At 68.6% G+C, this 26,000-nt stretch carries 28 protein-coding genes; 6 read left to right on the forward strand and 22 right to left on the reverse strand.

Annotation, left to right across the window (positions count from 1 at the left end):
- Positions 1 to 20: 20 nt before the first annotated feature.
- On the reverse strand, positions 21 to 413 hold the full coding sequence (locus VF746_17020) for a hypothetical protein (protein HEX8694126.1): 393 nt from the start codon (positions 411 to 413) through the stop codon (positions 21 to 23).
- A 167-nt stretch (positions 414 to 580) separates the two neighbouring features.
- Between VF746_17020 and VF746_17025 the strand changes: the two genes are divergently transcribed.
- Positions 581 to 1,102 carry a PaaI family thioesterase gene (locus VF746_17025; protein ID HEX8694127.1) on the forward strand — a complete coding sequence of 174 codons (522 nt, stop codon included), beginning with the start codon at positions 581 to 583 and terminating at the stop codon, positions 1,100 to 1,102.
- Positions 1,103 to 1,125: 23 nt separating this feature from the next.
- On the opposite strand, the gene VF746_17030 is transcribed toward VF746_17025, so the two are convergent.
- The 21 genes from VF746_17030 to VF746_17130 form a co-directional block, all read right to left on the reverse strand.
- Positions 1,126 to 1,824: a hypothetical protein gene (locus VF746_17030; protein ID HEX8694128.1), complete on the reverse strand. Its 699-nt coding sequence runs from the start codon at positions 1,822 to 1,824 to the stop codon at positions 1,126 to 1,128.
- Positions 1,825 to 1,952: 128 nt separating this feature from the next.
- On the reverse strand, positions 1,953 to 2,462 hold the full coding sequence (locus tag VF746_17035) for a hypothetical protein (protein HEX8694129.1): 510 nt from the start codon (positions 2,460 to 2,462) through the stop codon (positions 1,953 to 1,955).
- Between the two features lie 4 nt (positions 2,463 to 2,466).
- Positions 2,467 to 2,853: a DUF4345 family protein gene (locus tag VF746_17040; GenBank protein HEX8694130.1), complete on the reverse strand. Its 387-nt coding sequence runs from the start codon at positions 2,851 to 2,853 to the stop codon at positions 2,467 to 2,469.
- 143 nt (positions 2,854 to 2,996) lie between these two features.
- Positions 2,997 to 3,479, reverse strand: coding sequence for a hypothetical protein (locus VF746_17045; protein HEX8694131.1), 483 nt, complete (start codon positions 3,477 to 3,479; stop codon positions 2,997 to 2,999).
- Between the two features lie 61 nt (positions 3,480 to 3,540).
- Entirely contained in the window at positions 3,541 to 4,125 is a 585-nt protein-coding gene (locus VF746_17050; GenBank protein ID HEX8694132.1) for a hypothetical protein, read from the reverse strand.
- Between the two features lie 130 nt (positions 4,126 to 4,255).
- Positions 4,256 to 5,017: a class I SAM-dependent methyltransferase gene (locus VF746_17055; protein ID HEX8694133.1), complete on the reverse strand. Its 762-nt coding sequence runs from the start codon at positions 5,015 to 5,017 to the stop codon at positions 4,256 to 4,258.
- A gap of 62 nt (positions 5,018 to 5,079) precedes the next feature.
- Positions 5,080 to 5,529 carry a DUF2214 family protein gene (locus VF746_17060; GenBank protein HEX8694134.1) on the reverse strand — a complete coding sequence of 150 codons (450 nt, stop codon included), beginning with the start codon at positions 5,527 to 5,529 and terminating at the stop codon, positions 5,080 to 5,082.
- Between the two features lie 181 nt (positions 5,530 to 5,710).
- On the reverse strand, positions 5,711 to 6,085 hold the full coding sequence (locus tag VF746_17065) for a hypothetical protein (protein HEX8694135.1): 375 nt from the start codon (positions 6,083 to 6,085) through the stop codon (positions 5,711 to 5,713).
- Positions 6,086 to 6,286: 201 nt separating this feature from the next.
- Positions 6,287 to 6,835 (reverse strand): hypothetical protein, encoded by a 549-nt coding sequence (locus tag VF746_17070; GenBank protein HEX8694136.1) that lies wholly within the window; start codon positions 6,833 to 6,835, stop codon positions 6,287 to 6,289.
- 192 nt (positions 6,836 to 7,027) lie between these two features.
- Positions 7,028 to 7,819, reverse strand: coding sequence for a hypothetical protein (locus VF746_17075; GenBank protein HEX8694137.1), 792 nt, complete (start codon positions 7,817 to 7,819; stop codon positions 7,028 to 7,030).
- Between the two features lie 319 nt (positions 7,820 to 8,138).
- Positions 8,139 to 8,927 (reverse strand): FRG domain-containing protein, encoded by a 789-nt coding sequence (locus tag VF746_17080; protein ID HEX8694138.1) that lies wholly within the window; start codon positions 8,925 to 8,927, stop codon positions 8,139 to 8,141.
- 197 nt (positions 8,928 to 9,124) lie between these two features.
- Positions 9,125 to 10,372: a beta-ketoacyl-ACP synthase II gene (gene fabF, locus VF746_17085; protein HEX8694139.1), complete on the reverse strand. Its 1,248-nt coding sequence runs from the start codon at positions 10,370 to 10,372 to the stop codon at positions 9,125 to 9,127.
- A gap of 292 nt (positions 10,373 to 10,664) precedes the next feature.
- Positions 10,665 to 10,904 carry an acyl carrier protein gene (locus VF746_17090; protein ID HEX8694140.1) on the reverse strand — a complete coding sequence of 80 codons (240 nt, stop codon included), beginning with the start codon at positions 10,902 to 10,904 and terminating at the stop codon, positions 10,665 to 10,667.
- A 78-nt stretch (positions 10,905 to 10,982) separates the two neighbouring features.
- Entirely contained in the window at positions 10,983 to 11,750 is a 768-nt protein-coding gene (gene fabG, locus VF746_17095) for a 3-oxoacyl-ACP reductase FabG (protein HEX8694141.1), read from the reverse strand.
- A 472-nt stretch (positions 11,751 to 12,222) separates the two neighbouring features.
- Complete coding sequence (gene fabD / locus VF746_17100) at positions 12,223 to 13,164, reverse strand: ACP S-malonyltransferase (GenBank protein ID HEX8694142.1); 942 nt, start codon at positions 13,162 to 13,164, stop codon at positions 12,223 to 12,225.
- A gap of 225 nt (positions 13,165 to 13,389) precedes the next feature.
- On the reverse strand, positions 13,390 to 14,391 hold the full coding sequence (locus VF746_17105; GenBank protein ID HEX8694143.1) for a beta-ketoacyl-ACP synthase III: 1,002 nt from the start codon (positions 14,389 to 14,391) through the stop codon (positions 13,390 to 13,392).
- Positions 14,388 to 15,383, reverse strand: a complete 996-nt coding sequence (plsX, locus tag VF746_17110; GenBank protein ID HEX8694144.1) for a phosphate acyltransferase PlsX — start codon at positions 15,381 to 15,383, stop codon at positions 14,388 to 14,390. Before plsX ends, VF746_17105 begins: the two co-directional genes overlap by 4 nt.
- A gap of 32 nt (positions 15,384 to 15,415) precedes the next feature.
- Complete coding sequence (rpmF, locus tag VF746_17115; GenBank protein ID HEX8694145.1) at positions 15,416 to 15,598, reverse strand: 50S ribosomal protein L32; 183 nt, start codon at positions 15,596 to 15,598, stop codon at positions 15,416 to 15,418.
- Between the two features lie 34 nt (positions 15,599 to 15,632).
- A complete protein-coding gene (locus VF746_17120) occupies positions 15,633 to 16,046 on the reverse strand; it encodes a DUF177 domain-containing protein (GenBank protein HEX8694146.1) in 414 nt (137 codons plus the stop codon).
- Between the two features lie 393 nt (positions 16,047 to 16,439).
- The gene (locus tag VF746_17125; GenBank protein HEX8694147.1) at positions 16,440 to 18,116 is read right to left on the reverse strand and encodes a M12 family metallopeptidase; all 1,677 of its coding nucleotides are present in this window, start codon (positions 18,114 to 18,116) and stop codon (positions 16,440 to 16,442) included.
- 336 nt (positions 18,117 to 18,452) lie between these two features.
- Positions 18,453 to 18,821, reverse strand: coding sequence for a phage holin family protein (locus VF746_17130; GenBank protein HEX8694148.1), 369 nt, complete (start codon positions 18,819 to 18,821; stop codon positions 18,453 to 18,455).
- A gap of 581 nt (positions 18,822 to 19,402) precedes the next feature.
- Between VF746_17130 and VF746_17135 the strand changes: the two genes are divergently transcribed.
- The 5 genes from VF746_17135 to VF746_17155 all read left to right on the forward strand — a co-directional run bounded on the left by VF746_17135 (position 19,403) and on the right by VF746_17155 (position 25,892).
- Complete coding sequence (locus VF746_17135) at positions 19,403 to 19,729, forward strand: hypothetical protein (GenBank protein HEX8694149.1); 327 nt, start codon at positions 19,403 to 19,405, stop codon at positions 19,727 to 19,729.
- A 302-nt stretch (positions 19,730 to 20,031) separates the two neighbouring features.
- The gene (locus VF746_17140; GenBank protein HEX8694150.1) at positions 20,032 to 21,942 is read left to right on the forward strand and encodes a hypothetical protein; all 1,911 of its coding nucleotides are present in this window, start codon (positions 20,032 to 20,034) and stop codon (positions 21,940 to 21,942) included.
- Positions 21,918 to 22,163, forward strand: coding sequence for a hypothetical protein (locus VF746_17145; protein ID HEX8694151.1), 246 nt, complete (start codon positions 21,918 to 21,920; stop codon positions 22,161 to 22,163). Before VF746_17140 ends, VF746_17145 begins: the two co-directional genes overlap by 25 nt.
- Entirely contained in the window at positions 22,163 to 23,707 is a 1,545-nt protein-coding gene (locus tag VF746_17150) for a type ISP restriction/modification enzyme (GenBank protein ID HEX8694152.1), read from the forward strand. The genes VF746_17145 and VF746_17150 overlap by 1 nt, the downstream gene beginning before the upstream one ends.
- Positions 23,708 to 24,062: 355 nt before the next feature.
- Positions 24,063 to 25,892, forward strand: a complete 1,830-nt coding sequence (locus VF746_17155; protein ID HEX8694153.1) for a D-arabinono-1,4-lactone oxidase — start codon at positions 24,063 to 24,065, stop codon at positions 25,890 to 25,892.
- The last annotated feature ends 108 nt before the right edge of the window (positions 25,893 to 26,000 follow it).

A 26,000-nucleotide genomic window follows, 5' to 3' on the forward strand; every position in this document is an offset into this window, starting at 1 on the left:
CGATCCGCCGCGTCTTCGGGCTACGGCACGGGGACGTGGAGAAGGATGAAGCGCAGGTAGCCCTGGCGCCCGCCCTCGCGGTTCCAGCGCTGCACCGACTTGCGGACCTTCTTCAAGCAGGCGGTCACCACTTCGAGGCTCACCGGCTCACGGGGTGAGGGCGATTCGCGCCCCAGCCACCGCTCGCACCCGGGGCGCACGGCGTCGAGCACCGCCTGCCTCAGCCCGGGGAGCGGCCGGTCCTCGGCGGGCCGGCCCCGCTGCTCCGCCGCGTAGCGGGCGATGAGCGCGTCCAGCGCGGCCTCGACGTCGTAGTCGAGCAGTTCGGGGTGCCTGCGGTGGAGGGTGACGATCGGGGCCTCGATGGCGTACAGGAGCCCTTCGTAGCGGGTCTCGAACTCGAGGGGCAGCACGGGCCGGGATGGCGAGGGTGGAGGAGGCAAATGGACAACTCCGCACAATCTCGCCTCCGCCGCCCTCCCGCGCAAGGGGTACGGAGTGAACAGTGGGCAACGGCCACACCCGGCCGGACTTGCACGCGCTGATCCGGCGGATGGATCATACGAGAGGAGACTTCCCGATGACCGACGTGATGGCGGGACCCGGGGCGCGCACCCGCACCATCGAGTGGGACGACCCGATGATCGGCGCCACCGCCGGGCGGGGGATGGCGGGGCTGGAGTACATGCGGGCGATGATCCGCGGCGAGCTGCCCCGCCCACCGATCGCCTGGGCGCTGGACTTCCTGCTGGAGGAGGTGGAGGAGGGGCGCGCCGTCTTCACCATGACGCCGGCGGAGTTCCACTACAACCCGATCGGGGTGGTGCACGGCGGCGTGGCGGCCACCCTCTGCGACTCGGCGATGGGGTGCGCGGTGCACACGCTGCTCCCGGCGGGCGCCGGCTACACCACGCTGGAGATCAAGATCAACCTGCTGCGCCCGATCACCGTCGCCACCGGCCCCGTGCGCGCCGAGGGCACCGCGCTCCACGCCGGCCGCACCACGGCGCTGGCCGAGGCGCGGCTCACCGACGCCGCCGGGAAGCTCCTGGCCTACGCCACCAGCACCTGCCTGATCCTGCGGCCGGAGGGAAAGGGTTAATCGTCAAGCGGCATGTTCGGCTCCTAACGAACGGACCCGGTATCGACCAGCGAATATCCCGTGAGTTCGTATCGGCCGGCAGAATCGAGGGCGCTGACGACGAAGAAGCGCTTGAAGCGCTGCTTGAGCATGTGCTCGGGTCCGATTGTCAGACGCAGTCTGGAGCGTTTCACAGGACGGTCCTTGGCTACAAGTTCGGTGTCGAGAAGGTAGGAAAGAACCATCTCGAACTCTGCGTTCACCCGCGTACTGTCTCCCAGATAACCTTCCACGGGAATCTTGAGCGTATTCTCCGCGCGAGCATTGATCTCAAAGTCTAGATGCCACACCTGCTTCGGATGAAGATCACGACCCTGTAAGGTCATCATCATCCGTTGGCCCGTGGGTACGACAACGCTCTGCAATCGCGCAGTCGAATCGACTGGCGAGAGAATCAGGTTGACCGGATAGGTAACACTGAGGCTGACGTCCTCCGCAGTCATTTCTCCGGAATTCCGAACCACCAGCCCGAGCGGAAAGGGAGCCAACCAACCGCTGTCGGCTTCCGCGGGTGCAATCGGAAACTCATCGGAGCGGGTGAGAGCAAACTCGACGTGTAAATCGGCGGGCTTTGGCTTAAGGAGCCTGTCCCAGAGGGCAAAGCCGCTGACGGCGAGACCGACGAGGGCGGTGATGACGGCAACAACACGAAGCACGGGATTCTTCGATTCGCTCTTAGACATGATGATTCACTCGCTGGAAGGAAGTCGCGGTAACTCGGCCATGACCTCGCCCGACTCACGGTCCCGGCATGTCGAGCGCGGGGTTGCGCGAGGAGATGCCGGTGGGGACCATGGCCCGCCAACAGCAATCACCGGCTGTGGCCTTCGGCGAGCGCCGCGACCGCCTTGTCGGGGAAGTTGTACTGCATCGCTCCGAACGGCGTGCCCGCCAGTTCCAGCTCCATCGCGTCCAAGTCCAGCCGCTCGAACGAGGGCGCCTCCGCGGCATGGAACCAGAGGAGGTCATGGATGTTGTTCATGGAGCCGAGCACGCTGCGGCTCCGCGTCGCCGCGTAGCTGACCTCGGAGAAGTGCCGCATCTCCGCTTCGATCCAGTCGGCCGGCAGGCGCAGGCGGACGAGCAGCGCGGGAAGCCGCTCGCGGAACACCGGGAGCGTGGGGCCCAGCGTCCGGCCGGGAGCCACCACGGTCAGGAGCGTCCGGCTACTGACATAGAGCACCAGCGAGCGCCCCGGGAACGGAAGGCTGACCGCGTTCACGTACCACTCGCCCAGCACGCCCGTGGGCTCGGGCGGCTCGGGGAGCGGCGCGATGCGGCTCTGCTTCAGCACGCGCTGCGTGCACCGGAGGACGATCATCCCGTCAGCGGAGGTTCGGCGGCAGGCGGCGGAGGGCGGCCAGGGCGAGCAGCGCGCCGGCGGCCTCCGCGGCGCCGAGCAGCAGCACCAGCGGCCCGGCGCTCCCGTCCACCACGACACCAGCGGCGCGCGACAGCGCCACGCCGCCGAGCGAGGCGACCAGCGCGAAGAGGGCGGGGCGGAACCACGCCGGGTCCGCGGCGGCGCGGGCGAAGAAGAGCGCCAGGCCCAGCTCCAGCCCGCCGTAGAAGGCGCGGATCTCCGTCGACGCGGCGGGGCGGGTCAGCTCGATGCCGAGAACCCCCAGTACCGACGGCCGCACCAGTGTCGCCAGCCCGAAGCCGGCGAACGCCGCCACGGCCAGGACGAGGGTGACGCGGGCCAGGCGCATCGCGGCGCTCTCCGGTCAGAGTCTCCAGGGCGTCCCACCGCCGGCAGCGCCTGCACGACGCCGATCGTACGGCGAACGAGCGCACCCGGGCGGTGTCGGGCTCGGATTCACCGGTGAGGGCACTCCGGGTCCGCGGCCCGGGATCATTTCCGGCAGACCAGCATGGCCTCGGCCAGCTCCTCCTGCGCCCGGTCCAGGAGCTCCTGCTCGCGCGCCAGGATCCAGCCTCCGTAGATCGGCCTGTGCTGCCCGGTGGGCCCGGTGCAGATCCCGTAGAGCTTCTTCCCGAACGCGTCGGCGTAGAGGTGGAACGTGCCGCCGGCGGTGGCGCCGGGGCGCGTCTCGCGCCAGGTGCCCACGATCTCGCGCTCGTTGCGGAAGCGCCCCTCGGCGCGGTACTCCGCTCCGCCGGGAGACGGGTGGTTCCTGAACTCCAGCTTCCGCGGCCAGCGCACCGTGACCTCGGTCAGGTCCGTGGCCCACTCCCCCAGGTGAGGATCGTCCTCGCGCTGGTAGCGCGAGTACCAGCGGCCGCCGAGCTCGCGGAGCCTCGGCGGCGGCTTGATCCACCCCGCGACCGTCGTGACGATTCTCAGGCCGCCCGCGATCTCGCCGATGATGCTCATAGCCTCCTCCGTCACGTCCCTGCCGCCGCGCTCCGTGAGCCCGGGCGGCGCTCCCCGGGGCTCAGAGCCTCCACGTGGGCACCACCAGCAGCGCGGCGACCACCCGCGAGCCGCTGCTGTCCTCGCCGCCGCTCCAGGCGCCCACGCCCTCCACGTTCACCGAGAACCGGTCGCTCACCCGTACGGCGTACCCGGCGGTGAGCCCCACCGCGGGACCGCCCTCGCGGCTGACGCCGAAGTCGAACCCGTCGTTCGGCAGGGGGCGGCCGACCGCGAACGCGTTGCCCCCCAGGCCGAGCGCGGGCCGCAGGTACACGTCTTCGGAGAGGTCCACCTGCGCGGCGAGGAAGAGCGTCCACACGCCCAGCACCCCCGTCTCGCGGCTGGTGGAGTCGGCCAGGAAGTCCCGCGCGTCCTCGCCCACGCCGTGGGCGGTGCCCTCCAGCAGGAGCGACACGCCGCGCGCGATCCGCCAGCCGGCGAGCGCGCGCACGCTGGGCCGCGCCCCGCTCTCCTCCGTGTCGCTCTTCCGGATGTAGCTGAGCCCGGCGCCGACCCCCACGAACGCGCGCTGCGCCCCCGCGGGGGCCGCCAGCGTGAGCACCGCGGCGCAGCCCAGCGCCAGCAGGGAAAGCCTCCGCGTCATTCTCCTCGCTCCGTTCTCGTTGGATCGAACCGTCGGCCGCGCCTCCCTGCCCCGCCGCGGACCGACGCGTACGGCGGGACAAGCTACCGGGCGGACGACGCGCGCGCAGGATGCCGCCGAGAGACCAGGGCTACCGCGGCCGGCGCGCGAGGAGGGAGAAGGTGTGCGGGAGGCGGCGCAGCTCGTCGTCGGGGATGCGGGCGAGCTGCGGCCAGAAGTGCTCCGGGTGCTCCTCCAGGCGCTCGACCGCGAGCCCCGCGTCCGCCACCGCGGTGACGATCTCGCCCAGCGTCCACTGCCACTCGAACGCCCGCGGCACCGGCTCGCCGGGCGGGGTCGCGTCCTCCAGCGCCAGGCCGGGGAAGTCGCGGTTCGCCCGCGGCCCGCGCTGGAAGTAGTCGCCCCCGTCGCCGCGCAGGCGGTGGCGGGCGGCCTCCGGCTCCCAGACCCAGTTCAGGGGATGCCCCTCGAAGACGTAGAGGCGCCCGCCCGGCGCCAGCAGCCGCGCGGCCACCTCCGCCCAGCGCGCCAGGTCGCTCACCCACGGCAGGGCGCCCTTGCCGGTGTAGACCAGGTCCGCCGCCCTGTCCAGCTCCCGCGGGACGGCCAGCACCTCGCTCCGCACCCAGGCGGCCGGGGCGCCCAGCCGCTCCGCCTTCTGCCGCGCGAGCTCCAGCATGGCGCCGCTCACGTCGACGCCCACCACCTCGCGCGCGCCCAGCTTCCACAGCGACAGCGCGTCCAGCCCGTGCGAGCACTGCAGGTGGACGGCGCGCCCGCACCCCGACAGGCCGCCCAGCAGCCGCAGCTCGGGCTCCAGCAGACTGGTGCCGCCGGAGCGCAGCAGCTCCACGTCGGCCTCCACCTCGGCCGCGTACTTCGCGGCGGCCACCAGGTCCCAGGCCGCCTCGTTGGCGCGGACGTGGCCGCCCGCCGGGACCTCGCGCGCCCCGCTCAGTGGCCGATCCCCCGCGCCATCGCCGTGGCCGCGAACACCATCCCCACCACCAGCAGGGCCTGCACGGTGCTGATGGTGGCGAAGGTGCCCGCGCGGGCGGTGTCGGGCACCAGGCCGCGCTTGAGGGAGATGCGCCAGCGGACGAGCGCCGCCATCGGCCACGCCTCCAGCGCCAGGATCAGCCCCAGCAGCACCATCTTGGCCAGGAAGGCGTCGTTGGTCACGTAGTAGCGGGTCCCCTTCTCCAGGCCGCCGAACGCGCGCAGCAGCCCGGTGAGGATCCACACCCCCGCGGCGATCCCCCAGAAGGCGTCGGCGTAGAACACCCGCTTGAGCCCCGCGTCGTCCAGCGGCCCGCGCAGGGCCCGGCCGCGCGCCCACACCGCCCCCAGCCCCATCCCGAGCGCCAGCAGGTGCAGCGCCGCCACGATCCAGCGAATCAGCATCTCGGTTCTCCTTGCGGGGATTGGGGACGGAAAGCGTGGATCGAGAGGGAAGAGCGGTCTCGCGATCGGGAGGTGCAGGGCTGTTGAAGCCTCGCGCGGTTTGCGAGGCTTTCTGTAGTTGTAGCCGCGGCTCCGCGGCTTCAGCCGCCTTCCCCCCGCCCTCACCCGAGGGAATTCGGCCTCAGTACGCCGTCCCCCCGGACGATCCCAGGGCCAGGATGACGACGCCCGCCGCCAGGGCCGCCGCCGCCACGAGCCCGGCGGTCCCCGTGGCGTTGGTCTTCCGCGACTCCAGCATCCGCACGTCGCCCATGGCCACGGCGACGCGCTGGCCCGACGCGGAGCCGCCCCCGGTGAAGCCCACCACGCTGTCGGCGGCCAGGGCCGCGTCGAAGAGGAGCACCGTGCTCGCGTCGGAGCGCGTGACCCGCACCGGGTTGGGCAGCCGCTCCCGCGACGACGGCCCCGGCATCTGGTGCGCCGTATACGTCACGCACCCCGGCGCGGCGAGGACGACCAGGAGCGGAAGGGCCAGGCGACGGGCGAGAGCGCGCATGGAACCTCCTCGGGCAACGGGAGACGCGATGTGGAAGGCGGAACCCGGCGTGGAAACGCAAGCGCGAATTCATGCGGCCGCGCGCGGATTGTCAAGAATTTCTCCTCCCTGAGCACCTCCAGCTCGCCCCAGACGCGACGACCCTCCTCCCCGCCGGGGAGAAGGGTCGTCGGGTACGAAAGAGAAGAACGAGCCGGACGGCTACTGGATGAGGCGTAGCTTGACGGTGTTGGCGATGCGGCGCTCCAGCTCGGTGGTGCTGGTGCACACCACGGACTGCTGGCTGTTCCCCGGCTGCCGCGCGGTGGCCTGCACCAGCGAGAGCACGCCCGTTTTCTCGGCCGTGGTGCGCTGGAGCTGGGTGACCACCGAGAGCGTCACCGTGTACGAGTTCGCGTTGGAAATCCCCATGTTGTTCCCGCACTCCACGAACTGCGAGAGCGGGGCGCTGCCCAGGCGCCTCCGGACCGACATCTCCCGCTGCCCGTACACGAACCCCGCCGGGTCGATCACGCCGGCCTCGCCGATCCCGAGCTCCTGGAAGACCTGCGGCAGGACCGCCCAGACCCGCTCGAGCGGGGCGGTGACCTCCGTGGCCGCGGTGATCGTGGGCGAGATGGCCTCCATCCGGTAGTTGTCCAGGTCTTCCTGGCGCAGCTCGCGGCTCTGGGGCGCGGGCGAGGCCGAGCCGGTGCCCGACGTGCCGCACGCCGCCAGGCCGAAAAGGAGAAGGAAGCTGCACTTCCGCATGGGGGTGGCTCCGGGTCGGGTGGGGAAGGAACGGCGGGAGGGTGAGCGCGCGCGGCGCCGTGCCCAATGTGCGCTCAGGTCACCCGCCGCGCAACGACTTTCACGCGACGGGCGGGTATTCTCTGCTCGCTCTGCTGCTCCGCGCGAGACGTTTTGGTGCCCGCGCCCGGATCGGAGCGCAGGCGGCGCTCCTCACGCCGGAGCCGCGCCGGTCGTGACGTACAGCCGCCACTCGTCCCACACGGCGTCGAGCTCCGCGCCGAAGATGGCCCGGAACTTCGTGCGCACCGCGGCCCCGCCGTCCGCGCGCCGCATCTCGCGAAAGATGCGCTTCACCGTCTCCAGGCCGCGCGTGTCGACCAGGAAGCGCACGAACGAGCCCGCGAGCGGGTAGCTCAGCCCATCCTCGAAGCCCCGGAACGACGATTCGCTCGCGATCAGCTGCTCGAGCGGCGGCACGCGCCCCTGCTGCCACATCTCGCGGGCAATGTCGTGGACGCTGCGGTTGCCCCACCGGGGGACCAGGTTGCCGGCCACAGGGTCCACATGGAAGGCGACGGCGACCCCCTCGTCGAAGAACGCCGGCCCGCTCCCGATCGCGGCGATCACCACCACGTGCACGGTCTCGTGGTTGTCGTTCGGCCAGATGGTGTGCACCTCGTAGCGGTCGGGGTAGGCGATGCCGTTGCCGTCCACCCCCATCACGCTGCGCTTGTGGGCGCGGTCGCGGTACTTGAAGTACTCGATCTTGCGCGTGAGGGCCACGTTCCAGGTAGACAGGAGCCAGGCGTGGTAGGCCTCCTGCCAGTCCGAGTAGACCTGGTCGCCCGCCGCGTAGTGGAAGACGAAGTGCTCCGTCTCGCGCCGCTCCGACAGCTGCTCCGCGGGAGAGGCGGGACCGTCGCCGCCGCAGGCGGACGCCGCGAGCAGCGCCGCGAACAGCAGCGCGAGGGCGGGCCGGGCCGGCGGGGAGTGGATGCGCATCTCGGACGATCCTGCGGGAGGGTGGATCGGGAGGGATCTGCGGAGGAGAGAAGAACGCGGGTTCGGGATACGCGGGAGGAGAGGGAATGTTCCTGATCCCGCGTCCGGTAAAACGACTTTTCTCACGCAGAGCAGCAGAGTCAGCAGAGAACACCATCTCCTCTGCTGACTCTGCTGCTCTGCGTGAGCCCTGAAGTTTTCCGTCCTACCCGTCGAAGCGGCGGACCGCCAGGCAGACGTTGTGGCCGCCGAAGCCGAACGAGTTGCTGAGCGCCATGCCACCAACAACACTCCAGCCGCGGCAGCCCATGGTATGGTTTTATGAAGGGCGAGAGGTTGGGGTCTGCACGAAGGCGTCGAACGCGAGAACGGTTCGGAAGAGCGCCATTTGCGCGGCCCCTTCGACTTCCGGATAGACCGTCCCGTGGTGGATGCCCATGGAGTCCAGGTCGGCGAGAGCCGTCTTGTAGTTGGAAGCGGGAAGCAGGAACTTGAACAGAGGCCGCCCTTCTTCCCCATGTTCCTCGACGTACTCCTCCAGAGTCAGATAGGGAGTCCTCGAGAGGGTGAATTTCCCGGACTGGTTTCGGATGCGCTTGTTTCCGAAGGAGGGGACGTCTACGACCTCGACGCCATAATGACTCGACCAGATGGGATGCCGGGAATCGAGCACCCAGACCACGATCTCCTGATCGTGCTGTCCCCACAAGGCCGTCGAGTTATATGCGAAGAACGCTGCGATGTAGGGGCTTTCCGTCCAATCGAGCAACCGGGTGGGAAGCCCGTAGTGCTGCCCGAGGGCGAGAAAAAGCGAGTCGTTTTCACGCACCTCGGCGGGAACCTGCTCTCCCTCGAGGTTGCGCTTGAAGAGCGTGAGCAAGTCTTCCGCGATCAGCAGCCGTTTCGACTTGGACTGATGCGAGAACATCCTGTCGAAGGTGGAGGTCAGTCTCCAGTTGGGATTGCTGTGCCCCCGGAAGAGAAAATCCCCACGATGGAAAGGAGCACCCGGGAACAGATGCTCGCAGAAAGAGGCCTTGAACTCTTCCCAGGAGTTGAACCGAACGAAGGGAATCTTCCCATGGATACCCGTTTCCATTTTGGACATCCTCATGCTGGTACTGAAAGCAGCGAGAAAGGATACTATCTTGAATTCGGGAGCGGCGAAAAGCAATCATGTTCTTCGAAAGCTGAAGGCTGGTCGCGCCATGCGCAACTCCGTGCGCTCCCTTGCTCGGATACCATAAAACGACCCTTCTCCCGCCGGGGGAGAAGGGTCGTCTGGTTCGGACGAGGCGTCCGCCGCTACCCGTCGAAGCGGCGCACCGCCAGGCACACGTTGTGGCCGCCGAAGCCGAACGAGTTGCTGAGCGCCAGCCGCACCGGGCGCTCGCGCATCCCGTCGGTGGCGTAGTCCAGGTCGCAGTCCGGGTCGCGCTCGTGGAAGTTGATGGTGGGCGGGATCTTCCCCTCGCGGCACACCAGCGCGCTGATCACCGCCTCCACCCCGCCCGCCGCGCCCAGCGTGTGCCCCGTCATCGACTTGGTGGAGCCGACCACCACCTCGTAGGCGCGCTCGCCCAGGACGGTCCTGATCGCCGCCGTCTCGTTCTTGTCGTTGGCGGGCGTGGAGGTGCCGTGGGCGTTGATGTAGTCCACGTCCCCGGGCTCCGCCCCCGCCTCCTTCATGGCCAGGCGCATCGCCCGCACCGCGCCCTCGCCCCCCTCCGCCGGCGCGGTGATGTGGTAGGCGTCGGCCGTCTGCCCGTAGCCCACCACCTCGGCGATCACCGTCGCCCCACGTCGCCGGGCGTGCTCCAGCTCCTCCAGCACCAGCATCCCCGCCCCCTCGCCCAGCACGAAGCCGTCGCGCGTGGCGTCGAACGGGCGGCTGGCGGTCTCGGGCGAGTCGTTGCGCTCCGAGAGCGCCTTCATCGAGGCGAAGCCGGCGATGGTGAGCCCCGTGCAGCTCGCCTCGGTGCCGCCCGCCAGCATCACGTCCGCCTCGCCGTGCTTGATGGAGCGGAAGGCGTTGCCCACCGCGTGCGCGCTGCTGGCGCACGCCGAGACGGTGCAGTAGTTCGGCCCCCGGGCCCCGTAGCGGATGGAGACCAGCCCCGCCGCGATGTCGGAGATGAACATCGGCACGAAGAAGGGGGACACGCGCGAGGGCCCGCGCTCGATCAGGCGCGAGTGCTGGTCCTCGAAGGTGTTGATCCCCCCGATCCCGCTGCCGATGATCACCCCGAAGCGGTCCATGTCGACCCCCTCGCGGCTCTCCTCGAGCCCCGCCTCGCGCATGGCCTGCACGCTGGCCGCGATGGCCAGCTGGCTGAAGCGGTCGGTGCGCTTGGCCTCCTTGCGGTCGATGTAGGGGTCCGGCTCGAAGCCCTTCACCTCGCAGGCGAAGGTGACGTCGTAGCCCGTGGGGTCGAACTGGGCGATCCGGGCCGCGCCGCTCTTCCCGGCGAGCAGGGCCGCCCACGAGCTCGCCACGTCCAGCCCCACGGCCGAGATCAGCCCCGTCCCCGTGATCACGACTCGGCGGTTCATCTCACCCAAAGTCCTTAGTCCTAAGTGCTCAGTCCTGAGTCCCCAGTGCCCAGTGCCCAGGATTCGCTTCGTCGATCTCCCGCAGGGGCGAGGCCTGCCTCGCCCGTCCCGCCCCCGCGCGGATCCACGCCGCACGCGCGGAAGGCCGCCCCGCAGCCTCGCGCGGTTTGCGAGGCTTCCTGCAGTTGTAGCCGCGGCTTCAGCCGCCCGGCGCACCCGCCCGGCCACCCCCAAACACAAAGGTGCCGCACGCGGGCGCCTTCCGCCCGGGCGTGCGGCACCCCCGAAGGGCTCAGGAGCCCTGGTGGTTCTGGATGTAGTCGATGGCGTCGCCGACGGTCTGGAGCTTCTCGGCCTCCTCGTCCGGGATCTCCATCCCGAACTCCTCCTCGAACGCCATCACCAGCTCCACGGTGTCCAGGCTGTCGGCGCCCAGGTCCTCCACGAAGGAAGCCTCCCGCGTCACCTTCTCCGCCTCGACGCCCAGCTCGTTGATGATGATGTCCTTGACCTTCTGCTCGATGTCCGCCATTGCGCGTGCTCCTGAATGGGTTGGCTTCCGGACCGGGTTCTCGTCGGTTCTGGGGGCCGCCTGGCGCCGCCCCGCCCCTCACATCACCATCCCGCCGTCCACCACCAGCACCTGCCCGGTGATGTACGACGCGCCCGGGCCCGCCAGGAAGCGGACCACCGGAGCGATGTCCTGCGGACGGCCCAGCCGCCCCAGCGCGATCTGCTGCATCAGCGCGCCGCGGGCCGCCTCGGGGAGCTCGGCCGTCATGTCGGTCTCAATGTATCCGGGGGCGACGGCGTTGACCAGAACCCCACGCGAGGCCAGCTCCTTCGCCACCGCCTTGGTCATCCCGATGAGCCCCGCCTTGCTGGCCGCGTAGTTCGCCTGCCCCGCGTTGCCGGTGATCCCGACCACCGAGCTGACGTTCACGATGCGCCCCGCGCGCTTCTTCATCATCCCGCGGGAGACGGCGCGCATCAGGTTGAAGGCCCCGCGCAGGTTGGTGTCCACCACCGCGTCCCAGTCCTCGTCCTTGATGCGCATCAGCAGGTTGTCGCGCGTGACGCCGGCGTTGTTCACCAGGACGTCGACGCCGCCCAGGTCGGCCTCCACCCGCTTGACCAGCTGGTTGCACGCCTCGGGGTCGGCCACGTCGCAGCCGTAGCCGCGGTGCCCCTCGCCCGGGAGGCTCGCCGCCGCGGCCTGCGCCCGCGCCTCGTCGCGCGCCACCACGGCGACCCTCGCCCCCGCGCCGGCCAGCTCCTCCGCGATCGCCAGCCCGATCCCGCGCGACCCGCCGGTCACCAGCGCCACCTGCCCCTGTAGCTCCACCCTGTGCCTCCGCTCGCGGGTTCGAAACTGCATCGACTGCAACTGCTTGAACTTCGCTGTTCGGGCGTGTCCCCCTGGCGGGGGCCGGGCTGCGCGCGCCGTAGGGCACGATACGACCGTGCCCAACGGCGCCGGGCCACGGTCGCGCCAAACCCCACGGCGCGCCCGCGTCCCGGCCCTCCGGGCGCGCATCCCTCACGCGGGTCTCGCCACGGCGACGAATTCCGTAGGGGCGAGCCTGCGAGTCCGTGCGGAGGCCGCCCCGTCGCGATCGCCCGCCTCCCGCACACGCACCGGCATCCGGCGGTCGAGGCAGGCCTCGCCCCTACGTCCCGCACCGAAGCCCGTAAAGTCCACCCTCTCCCGAAGTTGGGAGAGGGTTGCCGCTCTCAGGCGGCGGGTGAGGGCCCCCCACGGCGGCACCGGCCCCTGCCTCCCGCACCCGATCCCAACCCATCGGTTCCCGGGCACTGGGCACTGGGCACTGGGCACTGGGCCCTGGGCACTATCCCCCCAGGAACCCCTCGATCTGCTCCACCGTCCCCAGCGCCGTGCCCATCCCCGCCGCCGCCGGGTCGATGCGCTTGAGCATCCCGGTGAGCACCTTCCCCGTGCCCACCTCCAGGAAGCGCGTCACCCCCAGCTGCAGCATCGTGCGCACCGACGCCGTCCAGCGCACCGTGCTGGTCAGCTGCTCCACCAGCAGCAGCCGCGCCTCCGCCGCGTCGCCGACGGGCGACGCCGTCACGTTCGAGACCACCGGGAACAGCGGGTCGCGGAACTCCACGGCGTCCAGCTGCTCGCGCAGCCCCGCCTCCGCCACCGCCATCAGCGGCGAGTGGAAGGCGCCCGACACGTTCAGCCGCTGCACCTTCTTCGCCCCGGCCGAGACCAGCATCGCGCTCGCCCGCTCCACCGCCTCCAGGTCGCCCGAGACCACCACCTGCCCCGGCGAGTTGAAGTTGGCGGCGACCACCACCGAGTCCTCCGTGCTCGCCTCGCGGCAGACGCCCTCCACCACGTCGTCGTCGAGGCCCAGCACCGCCGCCATCGTCCCGGGCCGCTGCCGGCCGGACTCGAACATCAGCTCCCCGCGCCGGCGCACCGTGCGGAGCGCGTCGCCCAGCCCCAGCGACCCCGCCGCGTGGTAGGCGCTGAACTCGCCCAGCGAGTGGCCGGCCGCGCAGACCACGTCCAGGTCCGCCGCACGCACGACGGCCCACGCCGCGGCGCTGTGCGCCAGCAGCGCGGGCTGCGCGTTGCGGGTGAGCGTGAGCTCGTCCTCCGGGCCTTCCCAGCAGAGCTTCGACAGGCCGAAGCCGAGCGCCTCGTCCGCCTCCTCCCACACCCGGCGCGCCTCGGGCCAGCGCTCCGCCAGGTCCTTTCCCATCCCCACCGCCTGCGACCCCTGTCCGGGGAAGAGCAGGCCCACGCGCTCTCCGGCCATCACGGTCTCACCGGTTGCAGTCTCCGTCCCGCTCCGACGATCAGTGAACCCCTGCCATTCGCGCCGAAGCCCGCCCTCGCGCTGAGTTCTCCCCCTTTCTCCCATTCATTGGGAGAGAGGGGGCCGGGGGGAGAGAGGGCCTCCCAGGTCGGCGACGATGCTCGCGCCTCACCCGAATCCCGCCCGTGCAGTTCCTGGGCACTGGGCACTGGGCACTCGGCACCGCTACAGCCGCACCACGTTGGCGGCCCAGGTGAACCCGGCGCCGAACGCCACCATCAGCACCAGGGAGCCCGGCCCGGCACGCCCCTGCTCCACCGCCTCGTCCAGCGCCACCGGGATCGAGGCGCTCGACATGTTGCCGTAGCGGTCCACGTTGATGAACACCTTCTCCGGTGGGATCTTCGCGTACTTGGCGGTGGCGTCGATGATCCGCATGTTCGCCTGGTGCGGCACCAGCAGGTCGATCTCGGCGGAGCTGACCCCCGCGCGGGTGAGCGCGCTCTCGGCCGCCTCGCACATGGCGCGCACCGCCGACTTGAACACCTCGGGGCCCGCCATCTTCACGTAGTGGCTCCGCTCGTCGAGCACCGCGATGTCCAGCGGCATCCTGGCCCCGCCGCCCGGGCGCCAGAGCAGCTCGGCCAGCGTGCCGTCGCTCTTCATGTAGCCCGAGAGGATGCCGCGGCCGTCGCCGTTGGCCGCCTGCACCACCGCCGCCCCCGCCCCGTCGCCGAAGAGCACGCAGGTGGCGCGGTCGGTCCAGTCGATGATCGACGACATCTTCTCGGTGCACACCACCAGCACGCGCTCGGCCTGGCCCGCCACGATGTGCGCCTCGGCCAGGGAAAGGCCGTACAGGAAACCCGAGCAGGCGGTGGCGTAGTCGTAGGCCGCGGCGTTGCGCGTTCCCAGCAGCGCCTGGATGTCGCACGCCGTCGACGGCAGCAGCCGGTCGGGGGTGGCGGTCGACACCAGGAGCATGTCCACGTCCTCGGGCCCGAGCCCCGCGCGCTCCAGCGCGATGCGGGCGGCGGCCGCGCCCATGTCGGCCGCGCCCACCTCCTTCTCCGAGATGCGGCGCTCGCGGATCCCGGTGCGGGTGCGGATCCACTCGTCGCTCGTCTCCACCATCCGCTCCAGGTCGGCGTTGGTCACCACCTTCGGCGGGTTGAAGCGGCCGGTGGAGACCAGCCGCGCGCGCGGAGTCCTGGCTGCCTGGATCATGCTTCCTCGGTGCTTTCCGCCAGGTGGGCCAGCCGCCCGGCGATGTGCTCCACCATCCCGGCCTCCACGCTGCGCGCGGCAACCCCGATGCCGTTGCGGATGGCGGCGGGCGGCGAGCCCCCGTGGCTGATGATGACCACGCCGTTCACCCCCAGGAGCGGGGCGCCGCCGTAGGTCGAGTAGTCGAGGCGGCGGAAGAGCCGCTCCAGGTCCAGCTGCACCCCCTGCTCCTCCATCTCGCGGCGCAGCACGCCGCCCAGGAAGCCGGCCATCGACTCGTAGAACTTGAGCAGCACGTTCCCCACGAACCCGTCGCACACCAGCACGTCGCAGCGGTGGAAGAGCACGTCGCGCCCCTCGATGTTCCCCACGAAGTTGAGCGTGGGCGATGCCGACAGGAGCTCGTAGGTCTCCAGCGTCTGCTCGTTCCCCTTCTCGGGCTCGTGGCCGATGTTGAGGAGGCCCACCCGCGGGCTGGCGATCCCCATCAGGTCCTGGGCGTAGATGGTGCCCAGGTGCGCGAACTGGAAGAGGTGCTGGGGGCGGGTGTCGACGTTGGCCCCCATGTCGATCAGGAAGAAGGCGCCGCTGGCGGTGGGGACGGCGGCGCCCACGGCGGGGCGGTCCACGCCCGGGATCGGGCGCAGGAAGAGGTGCGCGGCGGCCATCACCGCGCCGGTGGAGCCGGCGGAGAGGAAGGCGTCGGCCTCGCCGTTCTTCACCAGGCGCGTGCCGACCACGATCGACGAGTCCGACTTGCGCCTGACCGCCGGCACCGGCGGCTCGCCCGGGTCGATCACCTCGGGGGCGTGCACCACCTCGATGCGCTCGCGCGGCGCGGCGGCGTGCCGGGCCAGCTCGGCCTCGATCCGGCCCTGGTCGCCCACCAGCAGCACGGTGGCGTCGGGCCGCTCAAGCAAAGCTCCGACCGTTCCCTCGACCTCGACGGCCGGGGCACGGTCGGAGCCCATCGCGTCAACCGCGATCCGCATCTCTGGGGGGGAAGTTCGTCGTCAGCCGGGGACTAGAACTCGTCCACTTCGATCCGCTGCTCGTTGCGGTAGTAGCCGCAGTTCTGGCAGACGCGGTGCGGCAGCGTGGGGTCGCCGCAGCGCGGACAGTTGATGAACGCGGGCATGGCCGCCTTCACGTGCGTGCGGCGCTTGCGCTGGCGCTGCTTGGACTGGCGCCTCTTCGGTACGGCCATCGGAGCCTCTTCTTATCCCACAGGGTGAACCGTTTCAGTCGAACTTGACCTTCTTCAGCGCCTCCCACGGCGACGGCGCCGCCTCGGGAACGCACTCGCACGCCCCCTCGTTGAGGTTGGCGCCGCAGCTGGGGCAGAGCCCCCGGCACTCCTCGCCGCAGAGGGCGAACTCGGGCATCTCGAGCAGGACCTGCTCGCGGACCGCGTCGGTCAGGTCCACCTCGTCGCCGCGGGCCGGCAGGGGGTAGACCTCGCCCCCGGTGTCGTCGTCCTCGCCCATGTCTTCCACGAAGAGGAGGTTGACCTCTTCGTCCACGTCCCTCTCCACGGGCGAAAGACAACGGCGGCAGGCCAGCCGCACCGTGGTGCGGAGCGTGCCGCGCAGCAGGACCCCCTCGCCGACGGACCGGGCCTCCAGGTCCACCTCGAGCGGGCGGACGAGCTCCACCCCGGTTCCCTCGAAGATGGGGTGCTCGGGCGGTACCTGCTCTCGGACCCGTACTTCTCCGCGGTCCACCGCCGCGAGGCTCAGTTTCAACATAAACCGGAAAGCTATCCCGAAAGCCGCGCCCTGTCAAGCGAAAGGCCGCCTTTCCGGGCCGGTTCCCCCGCGCCCCGGCCGCCCTGAGCGGGGCTCACAAGGTCGTGGGGCGCGGGCGGGCGCGCAAGAGCCCGTTCGGCGGGGGCCGCCCGCGACGGCCCCCGACGAACGAGTACTCCACGGACGGTCCGGCGCGGCCTCGCCCCGAATCCGGCGAAAGACTTTTCTCGCGCAGAGTCGGCACAGTCGACAGAGGGGTTTCTCCGCTGACTCTGCGCGAGACCTGACGTTCTTCCGGGATCAGGGCTGCTCCCAGACGTACCCCGCGACCCCTTCGTCGACCCAGCCTCCCGCCAGCGCGCCCTGGCGCTCCCCGGCGTGCGTCGTGAAGAGGTGGTCGCTGTTGCGGGGGTTGAACAGCCGGTACAGCGGCACGGTGCCGGGCATCTGCCAGACCGCCACCAGCCCCATCTCCCCTTCCGCGGGGGTGCCGGTCTCGCAGGAGCGGTCGCGGCTGAGGAAGTGGTGGTTGTAGACGAAGCAGCGGTACAGCGGCGCGTAGTCGGGGCCCGTGAGCGAGGTCAGGAAGAAGAAGGCCTGGGTTTCCAGGACGAAGCCGCCGCGCCCCTCGGCCGGGTCGTGGCTGTACATGTGGTCGCCTCCGCCCCAGCCGGGGTTGTAGAGGCGGTGGATGGGGATGCGGGTCCAGACGTAGCCCGTGACCCCCTCGTCCACCCATCCCCCGTCGATCAGGCCCTGGCGCTCCCCGGCGTGCGTGGTGGAGAGCCGGTGTCCCGTGGGGGCGTGCCGCACGCGGTAGAGCGGCACCGTGCCGGAGAGCGGCGAGGCGGCCAGCTGGCCGAGCGCGGCCTCCGCCTGAACCCCGGACTCGCAGAACGGGTCCCGCGACAGGAAGTGGTGCCCGCCGACCGCGCAGCGGTAGAGCGCGGCGTACGAGGCGCCGGCCGCGGAGGTCAGGTAGAAGTAGTGCCGCTGCTCCAGCACGAAGCCCAGGGAGCCGCCCTCCCGCGGATCGGTGCCGTACAGGTGGTCGCCGCCGGCCCAGTTCGGGTTGTAGAGCCGGTGGATGGCCGTGGACGGCGGGTACATGGCCCGGAGCGTGAAGACGTCCGTCGAGCCCAGCCCCGACCGCTGGCCCATCTGCGCGTCCAGCCCCCGCCGCGAGCGGATCGTCGGCTGCCCGTTGATCGAGAAGGAGTAGGGGCCGTAGTGCATGATGGAGCCCTCGGCGTAGGTGCTGACGTCGGAGGCCCCGTCGCAGTAGTTGTAGAAGTTGTGCTGCCTCTCCGGGTCGATGTTGCCCCAGAGGATCTCCACGAACTGGTCCCGGTCGCACCGGCTCTGCTCGTGCCACATCCCCAGCGCGTGGCTCAGCTCGTGGACGGTGCTCCCGGTCCCGCAGCCGTCGGCGAGCCACACCGTCTGCGCGCCGCCGATCCGCCCGACGTACGAGGCGCAGCCGTCCGAGGGGATGACGCGGACGTAGTCGGCCTCGCCGCCGCGCGGCACGAAGCGGATCCCGACCGTGCTGGCCTCGATCTGCGCGATCGCCTGGAGAACGCGCGCGGGGTTCGGGAGCGAGGGGTCGATCACGTACGGCACGACGCCGCCGGGCCACCGGTAGAGCTGCCCGCCCGAGTTGAACCCCTCGATGCTCACCCCCCGGCGGGGACCCGGGACCGCGCCGGGGCTGGACGCGACCGATCCGGCCGGCCCGAGGACGATGTCGCCCTGCCAGACGGCCAGGCCGTCCCGCACCTCGTAGGTGATCCGCAGGGGCTTCCCGTCGCGTCCCCGGATGTAGCCGGACCGCAGCTCGCCGGGGGTGGGAAACCCTTCCGTCCGGACCTGCTTCGCGGGCGCGGGCGTCGGGCCGGCGGGGCCGACCGGCTCGTCCTGGCACGCGGCGAGGGCGGCCAGCAGCGCCGGCGCCGCGATGCGGAGTACGTTTCGCAAGGGATTTTCTCCTGAAGGAATGGTGGGTGGGACTGAAGACGGTCGGTCTCGACATGAAGGGATGCTCATCCATGGGGATGCGCGTGTTTCCTGGTTTCTTCCTCCTTTCGACCTGGATCCCGGCGAGCACATTCAGCCGGGGCGGCACGGGACGTTCGAGGAGAACAGCCTAAAAATGCGACACCGAGTTGTCAATATATATTTCCCGCAATGTCGAGCACTGAGGCAAGAGGAGCCAGGAAGCCGGCACCGGACAGGGGACGCGGTGCGCGTCCCCTGTCCGGCTGCTCACGGTCGGGCTCGATCCGGCAGACGGGGCGCTTCGCCGCCTCCGGGCTATCTCCGGTCGTCGTCGTCGATCAGGAAGATCGAGAGGAGCCAGGAGACCAGGCTGATGACGATGGAGCCGACGAGCGCCGGGACGAAGCCGTCGACGTAGAACCCGTAGCCGAACTGCTGTGAGAGCCAGCTCGCCAGCAGCAGCATGAGCGCGTTGATGATGAAGATGGCCAGCCCCAGCGTGAGTACGATCACGCCGCAGGCCAGCGCCTTCACGAGCGGGCGCACCAGCGCGTTGACGAGCCCCAGCACCAGCGCCACCACGAGCAGCGTCACGATGCCGCCCTCGTAGCGGATGCCGGGGACGAAGTGCGCCGCGGCCCACACGGCGGCGGCGGTGATCAGCCAGCGGAGGATCAGGTTCACGGTCGGCCCCCGGTGCGGGTGGATGCGGCGACGGTAGTCTGCCGCTGTACGAAACGTCGCCCGGCGGGGTTGCACAAGAGCCGGAGGCCGCGCGACGGGCCGCGGCCTGTCCGGGCCGTGGGAAGCAAACCCCACGTGATCACATACTTATTGTGCCACATCAAGTTAGCTCCACCCCTTACTCGGCGCGTACGGAACTTGCGTTCATAATTTCCGACCCTATATGTGGCGACGTATGGCGGGGTGATTGGCGCGGGCCTCCGATCCGGTTGCACGCCTGCCCGCAGCCGTCGACGCACGTGTGGCCTTCGATTCCATTGCGGATCTTTGCCGGGGCAGACGGCCCCACGGGAATCGCCGTATCCGGAAACCGTGTTTTCGTGCGATGATCCGTTCCGAAGCGCAGCTTGCGACAGGCCTCTTTCCGCCATCCCGAGAGCAGGAGGGCGGTGAGGAAGTATGTCCCTGTGGTGTCGCCGTGTCCGCGAGCATCTGACGGCCGCGTCCAATCCGGGCGCGGCCGTTCACGTCGGTCCCGCGGGGGCGGGGCCGGCCATCACCCCCACTCTGGAGGGCAGCCCATGCGCAAGCTCAAGCTCGACCTGGACCAGCTGGTCGTGGACTCGTTCCACACGGCATCGCCGGCGCCGAAGAGCGGCACCGTGTTCGGCGAGCAGTGCACCTGCTACACCAACTGCACGTGTCCAGGGTGCCCCACCTGCTACGCGTCGTGTAACGGCACCTGCGACGCCACCTGCCCCGCCACCTGCGCGTACACGTGCGACGACGCCAGCTGCGGCTGCCCCGTCGGGACTGCCGACTACACGTGCGAGTACTGCACCCAGTACGACGCCACCTGCAACGGCTACGGCACGTGCGGCAGATATCCGTGCCGCGACATCCCCTGAGGTAGCACCGGCCTGGCTGGAGACCCGCGCTCCCACGGCGGCGCGGGTCTCCGCATCCGGCGTCGCTGAACTCGAGCATCCGCCAGGCAGACGACCCCTTCTCCGAGGCTCTGGAGAGGGGCCGTCGTCGTTGTCAGCGCCGGACGCTGGCTCAGCCAACAGATCACGGTTCCTCGTGTGGGCACGGCCAGTTCCTGGAAACCAGAACAGCGACCCTGGCCCTGCTGTCGTCCCCGCCTATATTCCGAGCGTTTATCGGTTGCGCAGGCCGCCGCACCCCATATCGTCCGGGACCACTGCCGATGCCTTTCAAGCAGTACCTCCACCAGATCGAAACTGCCTTGCGCGCCGGTGATGCTACAGAGCACACACACCGTCCGGCGCTGAAGTCGCTGCTGGAGGCGCTGGGCGACGGAATTATCGCCACGAATGAACCCAAGCGCGACGAAGAGATCGGCGCGCCGGACTACATCGTTGCTCGGGGACGGGTGCCATTAGGCTACCTAGAGGCAAAAGATATTGGAAAACCGCTCGGGACGGCGGAGAAGACCTCCCAGCTCAAACGCTACCGTGAGGGGCTGGGGAACCTGATCCTGACCGATTACCTGGAGTTCCGCTGGTACGTCGGCGGGGAACATCGGCTTACAGCGCGGCTCGGAACAGCAGGAGATGACGGGAAGGTACGGCGGGAGCGCGGCGGCGAAGAAGCGGTGCGCGAACTGTTACACGCGTTTCTGACGACAGGAGCGCCAGTAATCGGGCGGCCGAAGGAGTTGGCAGAGCGCATGGCAGGACTAGCACGGCTGATCCGTGACGCCATCCGCGAAGCGTTCGGAGTTGAGGCCGAGCAGGGACGTCTGCACAACCAATTTGAAGGGTTCCGGCGGGTGTTGCTGCACGATCTAACGCCGGAGCAGTTCGCGGACATGTACGCCCAGACCATCGCGTATGGCCTTTTCGCGGCGCGGGTAAACGCGCCGGAGGACCCCGCCTTCACCCGCCAGCACGCCGCATATGAGCTGCCGCGCACTAACCCTTTTCTGCGCAAGACATTCAACGTGATTGCCGGACCGGACCTGGATCGGCGTATCGAGTGGGCGGTGGACGATCTGGCTGAGTTGCTGAATCGAGCCAGAATGGATGAGATCCTGCGAGATTTCGGGAAGCGAACGCGCCAAGAAGACCCGATCGTTCATTTCTACGAGACGTTTCTCGCAGCCTACGACCCCAAGATGCGCGAGGCACGAGGCGTCTACTACACGCCGGAGCCGGTAGTCAGCTACATAGTTCGAAGTGTGGACCACCTGCTTAAGACGGAGTTCGGGTTACCGGATGGGCTGGCGGATACTTCCAAGGTGAAGATCCCCAACCCAGACCCCGGCACGAAGTCTCGGAAAACGAAGGACTTGGAGGTACACCGCGTTCAGATTCTGGACCCAGCTACAGGAACGGGCACCTTCCTGCACGGCGCCATTGATCAGATTCACGCGCACCTTTCGGAGCAGGGCCAATCGGGGCTCTGGTCGGCGTACGTCCGCGACCACCTGCTGCCCCGCATCTGGGGATTCGAGCTGCTGATGGCACCGTACGCGGTGGCACACATGAAGATCGGCTTGCAGCTCAAGCAGTTGGGGTATGACTTCGGTAGCGACGAACGGCTCGGGATCTATCTCACCAATGCGCTAGAAGAGGCGCACGAGATGTCGGGACTGCCCCTCTTTGCGCAATGGATCGCGGACGAGGCCAACCAAGCCAGCCGAGTGAAGGCGGAGCTTCCGATCCTGGTGGTGATTGGGAATCCGCCATACTCAGGAATCTCTGCGAACATGGCACCGGAGATGGCAGCGATCGTAGAACCATACAAGTGGGTGGATGGAGAGCCGCTCGGCGAGCGCAAGCACTGGCTTCAGAATGATTACGTTAAATTTATCCGTTTCGCACAAATGCGGATAGAGCGGACAGGGCATGGGATTCTCGGATTCATCACCGACAACAGCTATCTAGATGGACCGACGTTCCGCGGGATGCGGCTGAGCCTGATGCAGACGTTCGACGATATCTACATTCTGGATCTTCATGGCAATTCGAAGAAAAAGGAGACTGCACCGGATGGTAGTCCGGACGAGAACGTATTCGACATCACACAAGGAGTATCAATCCTGCTCGCGGTTAAGAAGCCGCAGAGACGATGGACTTCGAGGAGTTCGAGGTGATAGGCCCGATTCGACGCGTGAAGACCATCGCCTCTGGCCGCCGTGTCAAGGCTCGAGATCGCCTCAACCAGTTGTTCGGGCTCGGGAGGTGGAAAAAGCGGAAAGCCGAAGCTACCGTTCGGATGAGAAGCGACGGTTCGATTCGGAAAGCTGAGATTCACTGGTTTGAGGCTCACGGTGTCGGCCGTGTACTCGGCAAGATCAAGTACTTCTTAGACTAATGACTGAGAAACTCGATCATCGGGAGCAGAAAGTTCGGTGCCTTGCGACGGGGCGGAGGAGCGCGTTCCTCACAGTGGGTAAAACCTACGTGGCAATAGCAGACGAGGATGCCGCGTCACACGGTCTAATCAGGGTAATTGACGAATCAGGAGAGGACTACCTTTATCCTGCTGAGTACTTCGTACCGGTAGCTTTGGAAGAAACTGCCGGAGCATCTCCATACTCCGACTTGGCACGAGTATATCACTCGAGTCTCTGGGGGATGCGCGACAAGAAGTACTCGCAACTCTCCGCGACTAACGTTGAGAATACAAATTGGCATGCACTCTCTCCGCTTCCAGCGCTCTACCTATTTGCCCCACGGGATCTTACATACCACACAGAGTACGTATTCGGGTGGAATATCTCGCTCGTGTTTTCGGTCTTTGGACTCGGTGTGCAGACTTCAAGGGATGCGCTTGTCATCGGTTTCTCGGAGGAGGAACTCGTCAGGCGAATCGAGCGTTTCACTGATCCTCATATCGGTGATGAGGTACTTCGGTCAGAGTTTTTCCCAGGCAAGCGTGTACGAGACTATCTTCCCGGCGATACCCGGCAGTGGTCGCTCTCGGCGGCGAGAAAGCGACTTTGTGCGACTGCGGACTGGAAGGGGAGCATTCGTCCAATCCTGTACCGCCCATTCGACGTTCGGTACATCCTCTATACTGCAACAATGGTAGATTGGCCACGACCCGAAGTAATGGGACAGATGCTGAGGCCGAATGTCGCGCTCATTGGCAATCGACAGTCGAAAGAATCATTCGCCGTATTGTGTGCATCGGGATTGACGGAGCGAAAGATTGCGGCAGTGTACGACGCCAGCACTACGTTTCCCCTGTATCTTTACTCGGATGATCTTTTTTCTTCCGCAGAGGGAAGACGCCGCCCGAACCTCACGCCCGAATTCATAGCTGACTTCTCTTCCCGAATCGGGATGGAGTTCATTCCTGACGGTATCGGCGACCGAGTGACGACATTCGGTCCAGAGGACGTCTTCTACTACATGTACGCGGTCTTTCACTCGCCCGTTTACCGGGAGCGTTATGCCGAGTTCCTAAAGATCGACTTCCCCCGCCTGCCTCTTACGACGAACGTGGAGCTATTCCGTGAGTTATGCGCGCTGGGGGTTGAGTTGGCCGGTCTGCACCGAATGGAGAAGCACGCGCCACTAATTACCCGTTATCCTGTACCTGGCGACAACACCCTGGACGCATCTCGCTACACCGCTCCAGACCAGGGTGCCGTCGAAGGCCGGGTGTGGATTAACGCAACGCAATATTTCGAGGGTGTACCGCCTGAGGTGTGGGAGTTTCGCATCGGCGGTTATCAAGTGGCGGACAAGTGGCTCAAGGACCGCAAGGGTCGCCGGCTTACCTACGACGACCTCACCCACTATCAGCGCACCCTCGCCGCGCTCCGCCGTACAATGGAGTTGATGGACATGGTGGAGGAGGCGATCGAGCGGCATGGCGGATGGCCGCTTGCGGGAAGCGCACGTGGGTAGCAGGTCCCCAAGCCACAGCGCAACCGCTAATTAGCACGGCCCCTCCTCCGAAGCTCGGCAGAGGGGTCGTATCGTTCGCAGCGGAAGCGGGCTCAGCCCACCAGTTCCAGGCCACTGAAGAAGAAGGCGGTCCTGGATGGCCGCGCTCTCGCCGCCGCCGGACCCGTGGACGGCGCTGCGAGCTGCTTCTCCGTCCTCCCGATCTCCGCACAAACCGTCTTGCTCCGTGAGCCTGTCCTGAGTATCGTGTGAGCCCCGGCCCGCACGCGTGCGTCCCCCGCTGCCCGCCCGCATCGTCCCCGCGGCGCCCCCTCCGGCCGCGTCCTTTCCTTCCTCCCTCCCCGCGGAGCAGACAATGGCGCTGGAGATCATCCCCAAAGGAGCCGACGGATTCTACCACCCGTCGAGCGAGGAGGAGCTGGCCGCGCTGGTGGCGTACGGGTACCAGAACGGGCTGGAGGTGCGCGCCCGCGGAGCGGCGCACTCGGTGGCGTGCGCCATCTACGCCGATCCGTGCCCGCTCTCCGAGAACCACGTGGAGCAGCAGAGCCCGCCGCCGGGTCCCAACCTCAACCTCATGCTGGACAGGTACATCGGGATGGAGGTGTACGACCGCGAGCGCCGCCTGGTGATCGCCGACGCGGGGATCCACCTGGGGAAGGACCCGTCTGACCCCACCCACACCTCCACCTGGGAGAACAGCCTGCTCTGGCGGCTGTGGAAGGAGCTCGGCTGGACGCTGAGCGACACCGGCGGCATCAGCCACCAGACGGTCAGCGGCTTCACCGCCACCGGCTCCTCCGGCGGCTCGCTCACCTACTCGGCCAACCAGAACCTGTTCGGCTTCCGGGTGATCGACGGCACCGGGCAGGTGACGCAGGTCACCCGCGAGGACACCGACCCCGACAAGCAGGCGCTCTACAACTCGCTGGCGCCGGGGATGGGGCTGATCGGGATCGTCTCGAAGGTCATCCTGCAGTGCGAGCCCACCTACAACATCACCGGGCAGGAGGCCGTCGCCACGGTGGCCGAGGCGCCGGTGGACCTGTTCGGCGGCGGCGGCGACGGGCGGCCGTCGCTGGAGGCGTTCCTGAGGGACGCGGAATACGCGCGGCTCACCTGGTGGCCGCAGCGCAACCCCAGCGGCGAGCGCGTGCAGGTGTGGCAGGCGCAGCGCATCCGGCCGCAGCTGGCGTTCATCCCCCGGCGCTACGAGGAGTTCACCAACCGGCCCGAGCTGGGGGAGTCGTTCATCTTCGTCTTCTACACCTTCCTGGGGAACCTGCAGGACCTGAAGGCCGTCAAGCAGGTGCTGCACGACGGGTGGGACTCGCTCACCCGGGTGCTGCGCATGGTGCTGCAGACGGAGGGGGTACCGCCCCTCGTGGCGAAGGGGATCGAGGAGATCCTGAACGCCGCGTTCGACGTCGCGTTCCCCATCCTGAACCTGCTGGGGCCGCAGATCGCGAAGCACATCCCGCAGATCTTCCCCGCCGTCCTGGACGCGTTCGTGCCGCTGGACTCCGGCAAGCCGGGGATGGAGAAGGGCACGCCGCAGGTGTTCGACGACTGGGCCTGGCAGGGGCTGCCGATGGACAACCAGGCGGCCGACAACCAGGTGCCCACCGAGTTCACCGAGATCTGGGTCCCGCTGGGCCGCACGCAGCAGACCATGCGGCTGCTGGACGCCTACTTCCGCGAGCCGGCGGACGCCCTGGAGTCGTACGCGCGCACGGGGACGTACGGGTGGGAGGTGTACTCGGCGATGCCCACACCGTTCTGGATGGCCGCTTCGCACACCGACGGGGCGGACGAGTGGAAGGACGGCGCGTTCCGCGTGGACATCTACTGGTGGGGCGAGAACCCGGGGAACCCGGCGGAGACGTTCTACCCGCAGTTCTGGAAGCTGCTGCGCGACGCCGGCGTGCCCTTCCGGCTGCACTGGGGGAAGTTCCAGCCCGTGATCCCGGAGGGCGACCCGGAGGGGTGGGTGGAGTTCTTCCGGTCCCAGTACCCGAAGTGGGACGCGTTCCTGGAGCTGCGCCGGCGGCGCGACCCCAACAACATCTTCCTGACCGACTACTGGCGCGAGCGCTTCGGCCTGTGGGACGCCCCGCGCCCGCAGCCGCGGCCCGCGTCCGTGGAGCTCAGCGCCATCGGCGAGGACGCGCAGACCCCCGGCTGAACACGCGCGGCGCAACGGCACGAACGACGGGAACGGCCCCTCCTCCGAGGCTCGGAGGAGGGGCCGTCGTCGTGCAGCGTACGAGCGGCTCATACCGAGCCCGGCAAA

Source organism: Longimicrobium sp. (assembly GCA_036389795.1).
Taxonomy (GTDB): domain Bacteria; phylum Gemmatimonadota; class Gemmatimonadetes; order Longimicrobiales; family Longimicrobiaceae; genus Longimicrobium.

What these genes read in the sequence shown, in the direction of transcription:
- fabF (HEX8694139.1), bottom strand. Translation starts at nt 10,372, where the DNA reads ATGAACCGCCGAGTCGTGATCACGGGGACGGGGCTGATCTCGGCCGTG.
- VF746_17035 (HEX8694129.1), bottom strand. Translation starts at nt 2,462, where the DNA reads ATGATCGTCCTCCGGTGCACGCAGCGCGTGCTGAAGCAGAGCCGCATC.
- VF746_17090 (HEX8694140.1), bottom strand. Translation starts at nt 10,904, where the DNA reads ATGGCGGACATCGAGCAGAAGGTCAAGGACATCATCATCAACGAGCTG.
- VF746_17065 (HEX8694135.1), bottom strand. Translation starts at nt 6,085, where the DNA reads ATGCGCGCTCTCGCCCGTCGCCTGGCCCTTCCGCTCCTGGTCGTCCTC.
- VF746_17080 (HEX8694138.1), bottom strand. Translation starts at nt 8,927, where the DNA reads ATGTCCAAAATGGAAACGGGTATCCATGGGAAGATTCCCTTCGTTCGG.
- VF746_17070 (HEX8694136.1), bottom strand. Translation starts at nt 6,835, where the DNA reads ATGCGGAAGTGCAGCTTCCTTCTCCTTTTCGGCCTGGCGGCGTGCGGC.
- VF746_17075 (HEX8694137.1), bottom strand. Translation starts at nt 7,819, where the DNA reads ATGCGCATCCACTCCCCGCCGGCCCGGCCCGCCCTCGCGCTGCTGTTC.
- plsX (HEX8694144.1), bottom strand. Translation starts at nt 15,383, where the DNA reads ATGCGGATCGCGGTTGACGCGATGGGCTCCGACCGTGCCCCGGCCGTC.
- VF746_17105 (HEX8694143.1), bottom strand. Translation starts at nt 14,391, where the DNA reads ATGATCCAGGCAGCCAGGACTCCGCGCGCGCGGCTGGTCTCCACCGGC.
- VF746_17145 (HEX8694151.1), top strand. Translation starts at nt 21,918, where the DNA reads ATGGACTTCGAGGAGTTCGAGGTGATAGGCCCGATTCGACGCGTGAAG.
- VF746_17140 (HEX8694150.1), top strand. Translation starts at nt 20,032, where the DNA reads ATGCCTTTCAAGCAGTACCTCCACCAGATCGAAACTGCCTTGCGCGCC.
- rpmF (HEX8694145.1), bottom strand. Translation starts at nt 15,598, where the DNA reads ATGGCCGTACCGAAGAGGCGCCAGTCCAAGCAGCGCCAGCGCAAGCGC.
- VF746_17150 (HEX8694152.1), top strand. Translation starts at nt 22,163, where the DNA reads ATGACTGAGAAACTCGATCATCGGGAGCAGAAAGTTCGGTGCCTTGCG.
- VF746_17030 (HEX8694128.1), bottom strand. Translation starts at nt 1,824, where the DNA reads ATGTCTAAGAGCGAATCGAAGAATCCCGTGCTTCGTGTTGTTGCCGTC.
- VF746_17155 (HEX8694153.1), top strand. Translation starts at nt 24,063, where the DNA reads ATGGCGCTGGAGATCATCCCCAAAGGAGCCGACGGATTCTACCACCCG.
- fabD (HEX8694142.1), bottom strand. Translation starts at nt 13,164, where the DNA reads ATGGCCGGAGAGCGCGTGGGCCTGCTCTTCCCCGGACAGGGGTCGCAG.
- VF746_17025 (HEX8694127.1), top strand. Translation starts at nt 581, where the DNA reads ATGACCGACGTGATGGCGGGACCCGGGGCGCGCACCCGCACCATCGAG.
- VF746_17060 (HEX8694134.1), bottom strand. Translation starts at nt 5,529, where the DNA reads ATGCTGATTCGCTGGATCGTGGCGGCGCTGCACCTGCTGGCGCTCGGG.
- VF746_17135 (HEX8694149.1), top strand. Translation starts at nt 19,403, where the DNA reads ATGCGCAAGCTCAAGCTCGACCTGGACCAGCTGGTCGTGGACTCGTTC.
- VF746_17040 (HEX8694130.1), bottom strand. Translation starts at nt 2,853, where the DNA reads ATGCGCCTGGCCCGCGTCACCCTCGTCCTGGCCGTGGCGGCGTTCGCC.
- VF746_17045 (HEX8694131.1), bottom strand. Translation starts at nt 3,479, where the DNA reads ATGAGCATCATCGGCGAGATCGCGGGCGGCCTGAGAATCGTCACGACG.
- fabG (HEX8694141.1), bottom strand. Translation starts at nt 11,750, where the DNA reads ATGCAGTTTCGAACCCGCGAGCGGAGGCACAGGGTGGAGCTACAGGGG.
- VF746_17050 (HEX8694132.1), bottom strand. Translation starts at nt 4,125, where the DNA reads ATGACGCGGAGGCTTTCCCTGCTGGCGCTGGGCTGCGCCGCGGTGCTC.